The 13,467-nt window shown below is 68.8% G+C and carries 6 protein-coding genes; all 6 read left to right on the top strand.

What is annotated here, in order from left to right:
* Positions 1–291: 291 nt before the first annotated feature.
* The 6 genes from ACZ66Z_RS32785 (at position 292) to ACZ66Z_RS32760 (ending at position 12,665) form a co-directional block, all read left to right on the top strand.
* Positions 292–1,803, top strand: coding sequence for an acyl-CoA synthetase (locus ACZ66Z_RS32785; protein ID WP_469939332.1), 1,512 nt, complete (start codon positions 292–294; stop codon positions 1,801–1,803).
* Between the two features lie 337 nt (positions 1,804–2,140).
* Positions 2,141–3,508, top strand: a complete 1,368-nt coding sequence (locus ACZ66Z_RS32780; RefSeq protein ID WP_469939276.1) for a carotenoid oxygenase family protein — start codon at positions 2,141–2,143, stop codon at positions 3,506–3,508.
* Positions 3,509–3,962: 454 nt separating this feature from the next.
* Complete coding sequence (locus ACZ66Z_RS32775; protein WP_469939275.1) at positions 3,963–6,707, top strand: AAA family ATPase; 2,745 nt, start codon at positions 3,963–3,965, stop codon at positions 6,705–6,707.
* Positions 6,708–7,321: 614 nt separating this feature from the next.
* Positions 7,322–10,276 (top strand): hypothetical protein, encoded by a 2,955-nt coding sequence (locus ACZ66Z_RS32770; protein ID WP_469939273.1) that lies wholly within the window; start codon positions 7,322–7,324, stop codon positions 10,274–10,276.
* A 1,099-nt stretch (positions 10,277–11,375) separates the two neighbouring features.
* The gene (locus ACZ66Z_RS32765) at positions 11,376–11,771 is read left to right on the top strand and encodes a hypothetical protein (protein WP_469939271.1); all 396 of its coding nucleotides are present in this window, start codon (positions 11,376–11,378) and stop codon (positions 11,769–11,771) included.
* A gap of 381 nt (positions 11,772–12,152) precedes the next feature.
* Positions 12,153–12,665, top strand: coding sequence for a cupin domain-containing protein (locus tag ACZ66Z_RS32760; protein ID WP_469939270.1), 513 nt, complete (start codon positions 12,153–12,155; stop codon positions 12,663–12,665).
* Positions 12,666–13,467 lie beyond the last annotated feature (802 nt).

The following is a 13,467-nucleotide window of genomic DNA, read 5'->3' as shown; positions in this document are numbered from 1 at the left end:
TCTCCCCCGAGACGGCGCGGGACCCCATGTGTCCCCTCCGCAAGAGATCACAACACGTCGCGTGGTGGCTTCCGGCACCCATCGACCACGCAGGCGCCCGTTTCCCCGCCGCGACACACCTCCCACCACAGCTCGGGGGAGACTCCCCGGCACGCCGACGCGGACGGCCAGAGCCCTTCCGCTGCCAAAGCCGTTCTACTCCAGGCGAGCAGCGAACCGGGCCCCTCCCTCACATCCGCTAGGCAGCACGCAGCGACTCCCCTGCTCGTTCCAGGCGAAAGGCGCATGACCATGCTCAACCAAGGACTGGGCTCGTGGCCGGCCCGCCGGGCCCGTCGGACTCCGCATCGCTGTGCGGTCGTCTTCAAGGACCGAACCATCACCTACGCCGAACTGCACGAACGCGCCACCCGTTTCGCTCACGTTCTCCGAGCCTCCGGCGTGGGCGCCGGGGACCGGGTCGCGTATCTCGGCCCCAACCACCCCTCCTTCCTGGAGGCGTTCTTCGCCACGGGCATGCTGGGGGCGGTCTTCGTTCCCCTCAACACCCGTCTGACGGCCTCCGAGATCGATTACCAGCTCGCGGACAGCGGGGCGACGATCGTCGTCCACGCGTCCATCTGCAAGGACCTCGTCGCCACCGGTGCCCGACAGGCGCTCGAAGTGGACACCGCGTACGAAGAGCAGTTGGCGCTCGCACCGACGACCCCGCTGGACGAACCCGTCACGCACGACGACCTGTGCGTGATCATGTACACCTCCGGCACCACGGGACGCCCCAAGGGCACGCTGCTCACCCACGGCAACCTGATCTGGAACGCCTTCAACGCCCTCGTCCACCTCGACCTCGGCGTCAACGAGCGCGGTCTGGCTTCAGCACCTCTGTTCCACACCGCCGGCCTCAACATGCTGGCGCTGCCCGTTCTCCTGAAGGGCGGCACCTGCTACCTCACGGAGTCCTTCCATCCGGCGGACGTGCTCTCCCTGATCGAGAAGCACCGCATCACGTACATGTTCGGCGTCCCGACGATGTACGACCTCATGGCGCGGCAGTCGAACTGGCCCACAGCCGACCTCAGCAGCATGCGGTACCTCATCTGCGGCGGCGCCCCCGTGCCGCTGCCCCTGCTCGACACCTACCGGAAGCGCGGCCTGCACCTGCTGGAGGGTTACGGGTCGACCGAAGCCGGTCCCGGCGTGCTGGGCATCGATCTCGAACACGCGGCCTCCAAGGCCGGCGCCGCCGGAATTCCGTACTTCTTCACCGACGTACGAGTGGTCGCACCTGAGGGGACGGATGCACCGCCGGGCGTCACCGGCGAACTTCTCGTCCGCGGCCGCCAGGTCTCCTCCGGCTACTGGGGCCTCCCCGAGGAGACGGCATCGGCGTTCACCGACGACTGGTACCGAAGCGGGGACGCCGCCCACGTCGACGAAGACGGGTACGTCTCCATCACGGACCGTTTGAAAGACATGTACATATCGGGCGGCGAAAACGTCTATCCAGCCGAAGTCGAGAACGCCCTGCTCGCTCTTCCCGAAGTGCTGGACTGCGCCGTCATCGGCGTACCCGATCCCCAATGGGGCGAAGTCGGGCATGCGCTTGTCGTTCTCCGGCCGGACGCGGTCATCGCGCAGGAAGATCTGCTGAACGGGCTCGCCGGGAGAATCGCCAAGTACAAGGTTCCGAAGACCGTGCGTTACGTTGACCAACTCCCCCGCACGGCGTCCGGAAAGCTCGTGAAGTCCCAGATCCGCCGCGGTCCCGGCACGCCGGGCGGAGACCCGCTGGGCGAGGGATGACCAGCCTTGCGGGCCCCGTCGTGCGCTGACGGCACAGGCCGCCGATCCGGCGGCCCCGGACGTCCGGCGAAGGCCACCCGGCTCGACAGGTGCCCGACGCTCCTCCTGGACCGCCCACGGCGGGAACAGACGGTTCCGCCCTCCTGCCGCCCGGTGCGCACGCGCACCGGGCTTCCCTTTCACCGCGACCGCCGGCGATCCCGAACGACGGGAAACGTGGCGCCGGCCGAATCCCCTCCGCTGGGAACGGCCCGGTCGCGACGGTCTGAATCTCAAGGTTTCTGCGTGAACCGTCCGAATCATACGATGCCCAGAGTCGTCGTCTAAGGAGAACGTGATGGCCGAATCGACTGAAAACTTCTACCTCACCGGGAATTATGCGCCGGTAGAAGATGAGGCGGACTATTCGGATCTGCCGGTCACCGGAACACTTCCGCCCGAGCTGAACGGCCGCTACTTCCGCATCGGTCCGAACCCGCGGCACCAGAAGGATCCCGCCGCCTATCACTGGTTCTCCGGTGAGGGAATGGTGCACGGCATTCAACTGCGCGACGGGAAGGCGGAGTGGTACCGCAGCCGCTTCACGAAGGCGGAAGGGCACGCTCCCAACACGAACGTCCTCGCCCACGGCGGCCGCATCCTCGCTCTCGTCGAAGGCGGACGTCCTCCGGTGGAGGTCAGTCCGGATCTCTCCGAGGTGGCGATCTGGGATTGTGACGGCGCTCTGGACCGCGGGTTCACCGCTCACCCCAAGGTGGATCCCTCCACGGGGGACATGCATGCCATGGTCTACGGGCCGAAGCTCAGCGGTGCACGCTACATCGTCCTCGACGAGCTCGGTCAGGTCGCCCACTCCACCGACATCCCCCTTGACGACGGCCCCATGATCCACGATGTCGCCGTGACCGAGACACGTGTCCTCGTCTTTGACTTCCCGGTCACCTACGCCGCAGGAATGCGCCGTGCTCGGGCCGGCCAACCGGTGTCCAACCTTCCCGCCGTGTGGGACGACAACCACCCTGCCCGGGTAGGCGTCCTGCCGCTCCGGGGCACGGCGGAAGAAGTCGTGTGGGTGGAGGTGCCGCGCTGCTACGTGTTCCACACGCTCAACGCCCATGACAATCCGGACGGGTCCATCACCCTCGACGTGATCCGGTACGACGAGGTGTTCCTCCGCGACATGAACGGACCCGGCGGCAGCGTCCCCACGCTCGTGCGCTGGAACATCAACCCCACAACGCGCAACGTCAACGAGCAGATCGTGGGCGCCTACAGCGTGGAGTTTCCCCGCATCGACTCCAGGCTCGTGGGTCGTCGCCATCGATACGGCTGGTTCGCCGGCGTGGGACAGCACGGCATCGAGATCACGAAGGACGTCGAACGCCTGCACACCAGGGACGGCCTCGAAACCGGTCCCCTGGTGAAGGTCGACATGCTGACGGGCACGACGGAGATTCGCCACTACGGTCCTGGTCGGGTGACCATGGAACCCGCCTTCGTACCGCGGCAGAACGCAGAATCGGAGGACGACGGGTGGATTCTCTCCGTCGTCTACGACGCGAACATCAACCGGTCCGAACTGGTGGTTCTCGACGCGGCGGACATCCATGCCGACCCGGTAGCCCGCGTTCACCTGCCGCGCCGTGTCCCCTTCGGGTTCCACGGGAACTGGATCACGGACGACGAAATTTCCGCTCTCCGGTGAGAGGCGTCTGAGGCGCCTCCGACCGGGCAGTCGCGCCCGGGTCGACGGGTCGGGAGTGTCGTTGTCGCCCCAGGTCCGCCGCCTTCGAACCGGGCAGCTGCGATGCCCCGCTCCCCTCGAGGTCCTGGAGCCGATGAAACAGGAGCGGTCCGTCGGCACGGGGCTCGGCGGGTGAGACGGGGGGCTGGGGTGATGCCATGGGCCCGTGCCGAGGCCGGGCAGTGAGCCCGGCACCCGGCAAGGCGGGGAGAATCACGAGGCCTTCCGGTCCGAGGGGCGGTGATCCGCACGTTCACCCCGCGCTTGCGGGGATCCATCGCTCAGTCGGACCCGTCATCCAGACGCTCTGGAAGCCTTCGCGGCGCGCCCTGCCCTATGTGACGGCGACACTACAGCGCTCTCAGTAGAGTGGCGCATGGGGTAGTCCCTTCCGACAACGGCGTCTGGAGTACGTGTGGAGGAATCACGCGGCCACCGGTTCATCGGACGTTCCGAGGAATTGGAGATTCTGCGGGTTTCCGCCCGGGCCGCTGCGCGAGGGATTCCCCGGGTCATCGTGATCTCGGGCCCGGATGGCATCGGTAAAACGGTGCTCGTCGAGAAGTTCGCGGAGCAGGCCTCAAAGGAATTCACCGTCCTGCGGGCGTGGGACGTGCCTCCGAGGCCGGATCTGCCTTTCTACACCGTCACCGGCCTGCTCACCGATGGTGGTGCCCACCTCCCGGCGACGCATCCCAGGGAAACCGCGGTACCTCAGCTCTCGGTCCTCGGCGTGGGGGCGGCCGTCATCGGCCTGCTGGACTCGCTGCTCGAAGACGCGCCCCTGCTGCTCTGGCTCGACGACGCGCACAAGATCGACATCGAGTCGCTGCAGTCGGTCGGCTTCGCCCTGCACAGGCAGCGGGCGGAGCGGGTGCTGACGGTCGTCTGCACCCAGCACTCCGCGCAGACGATGCGTGACATGGGGCTCACGGACCTGGTGCCAGGACCTGAACACATCCGGCTGCGCGGGTTCAGACCCGACGAGACACGTGACTTCATCGAGGACCGAACCTCCCGGCCGCACTCGCGGGACAAATTGCACGGTCTCGCCGTATGGAGCGGTGGCAACCCGCTCTTCCTTGAGGCCGTCATCGGAGCCTTCGGAGGCGAGCTGCCCGACGAGCCCTCCACGGCGAGCGTACCCGCCTCCCTCAGCGACGCCGTCGGCGCCTGGTCGCGCACTTTCCCCGCGGCGAGCCGCGCGATCCTCAACATGCTCGCCGTCCTCGACACCCCGGCGACCGTACCGCTCCTCAACGAGTTGCTGGGCTCGGAATCAGCGGGTGCCGATGCCGACGTACTCGTGGAGCAGCACGCCGTTGTGTGGGTGCCCGGCGCGGTACCCACTCTGGCTCTGGTGCACGCCGGCCAGCGGGACGCACTGTACGCGGCCCTTCCTCGAGCGGAACGCAACCGTATGCACCGCAGGGCAGCCCAGATCCTGGAGCCACCGGCGAGCTGGCGCCATAGGGTAGCGGCGGCGGAGACGTACGACCCCGTCTTGGCCGGTGAGCTTCGCGACGCGGCCGCGCGAGAGGTGCGAGCCGGGCAGGTGGCACTGGCCGCCGACTACCTGTTCGCCGCGTCCCGCGTGGATCCGGAGGCAGGGCGCAGGCAGGAGGCGCTGGTTTCGGCCGTGCGCCTTCACGTGACGGGCGGCCGGCCTCGGACCGCGCTGCGCCATGAGGACGCCGTGCTGGAGTCCCCGGACGGGCCGCAGCGGGACGAGGCCCTGGGCCTGCTGAGTCTGGCAAGGGGTGAGGCATCGCGCGCCCGGTTTCACCTCGACCGTGCGCTCGAGGGTTTCACCGCTCGCGGAGAGATGACTTCGGCCGCGTCCGCTGCGGCGGAGCTCGGCATCGCGGAAGGCTCCCTGGGGCTCGGACAGGAATCGCTCGCCTCCTCCCGGTTCGCCCTACGGCACGCCCACGACGAGACGGTGAGGGGAATGGCCGAGGCCGCCCTCGCCTATGGTCGCGCCCTCATCGGTGGTCCCGCCGCCGGCCTGGAACACCTTGACCACCTGCCGGACCCACCCGGGCGCGTACCGGCCACCCACACCGACGCGCTCATCTACCGAGGCATGTTCCGCGGTCTCGCCGGAGACCTCACGGGTGGCGTCCACGACCTCACCGCAGCGGCCCAGCGGCGCGACGTGGGGCTGTCGAACATCAGCAGCGTCTCGGCACTGACCTACATCCTCTGGTGCCACCTCGCGCTCGGTCAGTGGCAGGACGTCCGGCGACATCTCTCCGTCGCGCTGGACATCACCCACACCACCGGCCGGCCCTCGGACTCGTTCGGTCTCAACTGCTTCATCGCGGTCCTGGAGGGCTTCAGCGGCCGGTTCGACGAAGCCAGGTCGGCCCTGGGGGAGGCACAGGCCCGGGCACCAGCCGATTTCGAAGGTCCCGCCTTCCATCTCGCGGCCACGCAGGCAACGGTGGAGTTCGCCGCCGGCGACCACCACAGGGTGGTGGAGCTCATCGGGCCGACCGTGAAGGACCCCGTCAACGAGAGCCGCTCGCGCCTCTACGCCCTCCGACACATGCCACTGCTCGGGGTGTCGTACGCACGCACCGGCGACACCCGCCGGGCCCGATCGGTGCTGCGGGAACTGGCGGCGGCCGAACCGCGCGGAGCGCTGCTTCCCGTAGTGGTGCGGTGGGTCGGCGGGGCGATCGCGGCCGCCGAGGGCGATCTGAAGTCGGCTGTGCGCCTCTACAGGGAGGGTGTCGCCGTGCCTCCTGATGGCGGGAACCCCGTATTGCACAAAGCCTCCACGCGGCAGGACCTGGGCGCCGTGCTGCTGCAAGCCGGCGATGCGGAAGCGGCACGCGGTCATCTGCGAGCCGCGGAGAAGGCCTTCGCCGACTTGGGCGCGGAACCGTTCCGGCAGCGGTGCCGCGCACTACTGGCGGAAGCGCTCGAGGGCCCGTCGACGCAGCGGGACGACGAGGGGTTCTGGGAATCGCTGACGGACCGGGAGCGGGACGTCGCCGGACTGATCGCCCGCGGCTGGACGAACCGCGAGATCGCGGCGGAGCTCTACCTCAGCGTCAAGACGGTCGAATACCACTTGGCGAACATCTATGTCAGAAATGATCTCAGGGGGAGGCGAGAGCTGCGGGACTTGATGCACGCCCGCAGGACCTGACTCCGGGAAACGCCGTTCACCGTGATCATCGACATGCTGGGCAGTGGTTGTGACTGACGGTCTTCAGGCCCTGATCAGGGGGATCGAAGCCGGTACCCGTCGCCGGCTCCCGACCCGGTACGGAGCGACCGTCCGGGGCCGGTCGCACGGGATCCCGCACCGTATCGACGAGTCGGCCTGCTCGACCCGTCCCGCACGGCCATCGGCTCGCCTGCGCCAGGAGGGCGCCTCTATGGCCTGTGTCAAGCGGTAAGCGTTCTCAGCGGCTCACTGACGCCGGGAAGGCCGCCGACACCGGTGATCGCCCGCCGCGGAGTCGCCGACCCTCCCTCTCCGCTGCCCGACGTTTCCTTCGCCGAAGGCGTCGAGGACGGCACACGGATCATCGCCTTCACGGCACGACTACCCCTGCCGCCCGCAAGTGCTTCCACAGACTGCGGAAGGGGGAGCGCTGGCCTTCCCCGAAGGGCAGGCCTTGCGGCCCCATCGGGTGGGCTCGTCTCCAGATGCACAGACTGCCCGAGCAACGGTGATCTCATCGACTCATGGAGCACAGGCACAAGCGGCGGAGCCGATGGCGACCCCTTCCACTCGTCGGTCTACTGACGGCGGCCTTGGTACTGGCCCTGTACGGGGTCGGACTGCTGGACCGGACCACTGTCAGTGCCACCCCGAGCGCGGGGGCCGAACTGCTCTCGTCAGGCAACGGACAGGAGTCCGCGGCCGGAGGGGCGGCGCCTCAGGTTTCCTCGGACGGCCGACACGCGGTCTTCCAGAGCAACGCCGACCTGCCGGCGCTGACACCGTTGTACCCCCGGGCGGAGGGGAACACCAGCCGTGTCTATGGCAGAGACCTGAGTACCGGCATCGTCACCCTCCTCAGCGACCCCTCCGTCGACTCCACCGCCCCTCAACTCTCCGCAGATGGGCGGGTCGTGACCTACCGGACGTCCACCTCCGGAGGCGCCTACGCACCCCGTGTGTCGACGGCCGTCGTCGACCGCGATGTCGACGGCCGGAAGACCCTCGACCAGGCGGGCAACATCAAGGCTTACGACCTCGGCAACGCGCCCGGCGCGGTCGCGTCCTCCTTCCCGAGTCTGTGCAAGAGCGACTGCGGACCGCGCATCTCCGACGACGGGTCGAAGATCGTCCAACCCAGCGTCCTCTCCTCGGTCTCGCCGTATCTGGAGATCGCGGTCGCCAACGGGCGCACTGAACCGACGCTCGCCCTTCTCGGGAGCGTCGTCGACTTCAACGGCCTGGCCGGTATCTCCCACATGGGATTCCAGGGGCGGGACGCGGACCATACGGTCACCCTCGGCACCTGGTCGCTACTGCACGGGCAGGAGCAGAAGGACCTCACTGGCCAGCCCACGATCGAGAACACAAAGCCGGACTCCACGCCTCCCGCGTTCTCGCTCGGAAGCAAGACGTGTGACACCGACGGCAGGTGCCGCTTCGAGGTCACATTCCACCCGTCAGTGTGCGACGGCTCCCCCTCCAACGTCTACTTCGGACAGCTTCGGACCAACGGAGCCACCCCTGAGGGGCAGTCCACCATCGGCCTGGTCGCGCGGTGCGCCGGCCCCCTCAGCGCCCCTTGGTGCGAATCCGGCCCGGATCTCACGAAACAACAGATGGCGAATCTCCCCCTGCGCCTCAGCAGGATGGTCATGGGGTTTGATCAGACAAGGGGAAACGTGGTCTCCGTAGGCAGCGCCCTTCCCGGCCGTCCATTCATCGCCGTGGTTCCCTCTTATGATCCCTTCAACGGAGATTTCACTTTCAGCGCCGACGACTGCTCCGCCATCCAACTGGTGGATCCCGGCCCACGTGTGCGGGCTCGCGCCGCAGCCTTGGAGGAGGTCGGCAGCAAATCCGTACCGATCCTGGCGGGTCAATCCGGAACCGTTGCCGGCTCCCTCTACCTTCTTATCAACCCGAAGCCGCAGGTGGCCGGAACTGACGCGCCCGGGGTGACGCACGACGGCCCCCGGACCCACACCGCACGTTTCAGCGCGAACAATTCCCCGTACGGGTCCTCGGGGGTCCCGATCAACGGCCTGTCCATCACCGTGCAGGTCGAGCGCCAAGTGATCGAGCTGCGGGAAGACACCGCCTCCACCCCCGGGTTCATACCCGGACCAGCCACCATCGCCGATGTGGCTGACGGGGGCGGCTCCGGGACGAAGATCGTCGACGGCGTCCAGCCCACACTTTCGGGAGACGGGAAGACCTTGTTCTTCGCCCGTCCGTCCATTCAGGACAGGCCAGACATGTCGTCCAGCGAAAGTGCCATCCTGAGCGCCTCCTTGGCGAACAACCGGCCCGGTCCGGCGACCGTCATCGTCGACAGCGACAGAGATGCGCTGACCGCGCCGGCCGTGTCACGGAACGGAACGACGCTCGCTTTCGTCCGAGGCCCCCAGGCGGCTTCGGACGCGCGACCCAGGCAGGTCGTCGTCACGGATGCCCAGGGCGACAACCCCAGGGTCGTATCGGCGAACACCGACGGCACGCCCGGCGACAAGGACAGCGACCGCCCCGCGCTCTCTCCGGACGGCAAGGTCGTCGCTTTCAGCTCGACGGCCTCCAACCTCGGCACGGCAGCGGATACGTCGGCTCCCGGGCTCTTCGTCAGGGCCCTCGCCGGAGACGAGAGTCCCACCGCCATCGCGAGCCTCGGCGCCGGGGAGGGACCGGCCGCGGCGTTCGACACCTACGCGACCCGCGCGTTCTTCACCTCGCGGGAATCACTGACGGAGAGCGACACCAACACCAAGGACGACGCCTATGCCCAGCCGCTCCCAGGCCGTCTGACCATCAACCCCACGCGCCTGGACTTCGGGACGCACGACAATCCCTCTACGGCGGGCATCGGGCTCCCGCTCTCCCTGACCAACGCGGGGCCGGGCGCCGTCAAGATCGACGCCGTGGTGCTCCCTCCGCCGTTCCGGGAGCAGGGCACGTGCACGGGCCGGACCCTCAGCGCCGGCGAAACCTGCATCACCGTCGTCTCCTTCACCCCCGCAAGCGCCGGGACATACGAAGGTGTTCTCGAGGTACGGGGCAGCAGCGGCCCCCCGCGCGCCCAACAGGCCGCCCGGACGACGCTACGCGCCGAGGTGCGCCCCGCTCCCGACCCGTCCCCGACTGTCTCCCCCTCGAATCCGCCGACCTCGCCCCCTCCAACCGGTACTGGCGGGCCCGGACCCGCCACGACAGGCCCGACGCCTCCGCCAGGGCCCAGGATCGTGCCACCGGGCTCGCTGAGCATCGTGCCGTCCGTCGCACATCCGGGACGCGTGACCCGGGTCCACGGCCATGGGTTCACCCCGAACGCGAAGGTGAGCTTGACGTGGGGCACGACCGGTCCCGTCCAGTTCGTCACCGTCACGAGCACCGGTGAGTTCACCGCGTACTTCCCGGTGGGACGCGCGGCCGCGCCGACCCTCGGCACGATCACCGCGGCCGGTACCGACGGAAGCCTGCTCGCCTCGATGCAGTTCCTGATCGAGAAGCCCTCCATGGAGCCGCCGCTGATCGGCAGAGGAGAGGGACGGTAAACCGTTCGGTGTGGCCGGGACCAGCGAGGCGGTAGAGCCCCAGCCGGTAAGGGCGTACTGCTCCAGCAGCCGCGGCCGGCGTCTTCGACCCCCTCGAACAGCGGCTGACCCGTCTGAGCGACACCCCGCTGGGAGCGTTGCCCGACATGGTCTGGACCGACCTCGAAAAGTTCGCCCTCCCCGAGTCCAGGACGACGTCACCATGCTCGTGCTGGAGCCGGCAGCGGAGCGCCACTGACGGCTCTCGACGGCGCGGGGCCGCGGAGAGCCGGGCTTCGCCGTCCCGCACACCGGCCGAAGCGAGCACCTCGTCACGGCGGAGCCGCCCACCGGCACCGGCCTGCGCGGGACCTCCTGCGTCCCGAGACCGGCGTGCCCTCCCCGCCCGCCGCTCTCGATGCCCGCACGACGCTCTCAGAAGAACGGGCGCACTGCTGGTCCCGTCGAGCATCGGTGTCTGGAGGGCGCGTGCGCGAATCCCGCGGTCATCGCTTCATCGGGCGTTCGGACGGATGAGAGATCCTTTGGAGTTCGCCTTTCGGCATGAGGCGGCCGTCACCGATCTGCTGGACCCCTGCTCGAAGGCGTGCCTGCGCTGTTCCGGCTGGACGAGGCGCACAAGATTGACATCGAGTCCTCGCGGGCCATCGGCTCCGCTCTGCCCCGTCGCGGGCGGAGCGCGCCCTGACCCGCCCGCTGTGCCCCGCGTCCCGCCCGGACCGCAAGAGACACGGGCTTGGCGGACAGGGTCCCCGGACCGGACTCCACATCGAGCTGACGGGATTGTGGCCGGTCGAAGGCACCCCCGAAGGGGCCACGTCCTGTTCGGGCGGCCGTCCCGGCGGCGCCGGGGCATCGAGGGCGCCTGCCGTCGATCCGGTCGGGCGGGGAGACGCACGTCCGCCCGGACTAGGGACATTCCCCGGTCCGGACGACCCCTGGTGGAGGGCTAATGAAACGGAGCAGGTAATGGACTTATCGGGCCATATCCACGCGCGATGCCACCCGCGTCGCCGGGCCGCACGCCGACCTGTCTCGCCTCGTGTACGCGAAGGCCGTCAAGGACCCGGCTCCCGCCCGCATTCCGAGAGGACCCCACGTGACCACGTTCTCCCCTCTGCACCCCGAACTCGACCTGGAGCCCGCGGCCACCAGTCGAGCCCGCCGTCACGTCGCTGAGCTCATGATGGCCTTTCGCATGGCCACCTGGATCCCGTCGCCTCTTGAGGCACAGATCGCCCAGCGCCTCCTCGCCTCGACCGCGGACGACGGCATGCTGACGTCCCCCCGAGTCCGTGCCGCTCTGCGCGAGGGGGGCATGACCATGCTGTACAGGAACAAAGGGCTGTTCGCTCGCGCCCTCGATGAACTTCTGCTCGTACTGGACGACCCCCAGTTGGTCGAACTCGACGTGGTCGATGCGGCGGCCGAACTGGTGGGCGCCGTGGCCTCCACCGCCCCTACGAGTCCCGTGCCTCGCGCCCCCTCCGTTTAGCGACCCGCGCCGTGCGCGATCCTCCGTTCGAGCTCGTGTTGCTGTCGACGGGTCCGGGTCCTCGCCGACAGCAGAGGCGGTCGCCAGTGAGGGCGGAACAGGTCCGGAGGATGCCCTCGTCTCGGCAGTAGCCGCGGGCGTCGAATCCCGGCTCGCGTGATTCGCCGAGGGCGACGGCTGCGCAGGTGAGGGACGCCGTAGGTCTTTGTCGGCATGCGGGAGCCGAGGCGTGGCGGCCCACCGGCGGGCGGTCACGCTCTTCGGCGTCTCGTGGCCCGGATGTCGTGTGCACGCACCGGCGGTGCCCGCCGAGGCCGGGCTGCGCCTCCGGGGCCGCAGCGGGACGATGAACGTGCCGACCCGAACGCGAGGTGGTGGCACATGAGTGATCCCGTGGTGATCGCGGCCGGCCAGGGACGACGTTTTCCCGGTCCGACCGGCAGGCCGATGACGGTGAAGATCGACAGCGCGGCGACCGGAGGGGCCTACTCACTGATCGAGTACTCGCACGCTCCGGGTGCGCCGGGCCCTCCTCCGCACGTCCATGAGCACCATGAGGAGGCGTTCCGGGTGCTCCAGGGCGAGCTGACGCTCGATGTAGGTGATCGCACGCTGACAGTGCGGGCGGGCGAGTACGCCATCGTTCCCAGAGGCGAGGTGCACCGTCCGTACAACACCAGTACCGATGAAGTGACGTTCTTGTTCATCACCTCACCGGCTCTCGACGGCTTCTTCGCGGAGATGGCGGAGTTGAACGCCTCTACGGACGGCAATCCGTCCGTACAGGCCCTTCAGGAAGTGGGGAGGCGCTGGGACTGTGTGTTCGTCGGCCTGGGAGGGGAGACGACCCGAATGGTGAACGAGGGTTCGAGAGACGGCGGCCCCCCGGCCTGACGACAGCTGTGGCCGGCGCTTGCCCGGGGCGGTTCCCCACGGGAGCGGAGCGGGACAGCGATCGCGCCTTGCCTGTCACCGAGCGGACGGCTCTGGACCGCGCCCGTCCGCTCCGGAGGGGCGGGGCACTGTGTCCTGTCCATGTGCCCCTTTCCCTTGCGAGCTGGTTGCCGTGGTCCGCTTCGGAGGCCGGGGGGAGGTTCACGAGCCGCCTGGCGGTCGCCTTCTCCCGAGTGGGCGGAGAACTCGGGCCGTCTCCGGGCAGGGCTGCCCCCGTACCCGTCGCCTTCCAGCTATTCCGGGCCGGCCTGAGGACGCCGACCGCAACCGCGTGGCCGACCACCATCGCTCGTGACGACGCCCTGCGATCCGCCAAGGCGAATGAACCTGGCTACGGCTGCTCCAGCAGCCGCAGGCGCAGGCCCAGGTCGAAAGGATCACGTGGTGGAGCCGGGACCAGACCTGGTCCCGGCTCCACTGGGCGAACCGGAGGCAGACCTTGGGCCAGGCCGGGCCGAACCCGGTGGCAACCGCCGCCACGTGCGCCTCGGCCTCGCCGCGAAGGCGACCACCGCCAGAGTTTCGTGGTCACCCGCCCGCCCACGGCCCCCGCCCTCCGGACGTAGCAGCACCGTCGGTGGCCCCACCCACGGGAGCGACACCTACAACTCGTCCGGCATCAACCGCTCGACCAGATCCGCCTTGCACGGCTCGACGAACAACCACGTCATACGGAAAGGCGTGCAAAGGCACGCCGGTCGGGAGGAGCGGAGAAGCAGGTAGGACCGTCTGACTTCGGATC

The organism is Streptomyces sp. NPDC107498 (assembly GCF_055582805.1).
Note: the sequence above shows the minus strand (reverse complement) of the source record. Positions and strands in the feature narration are given on the sequence as shown.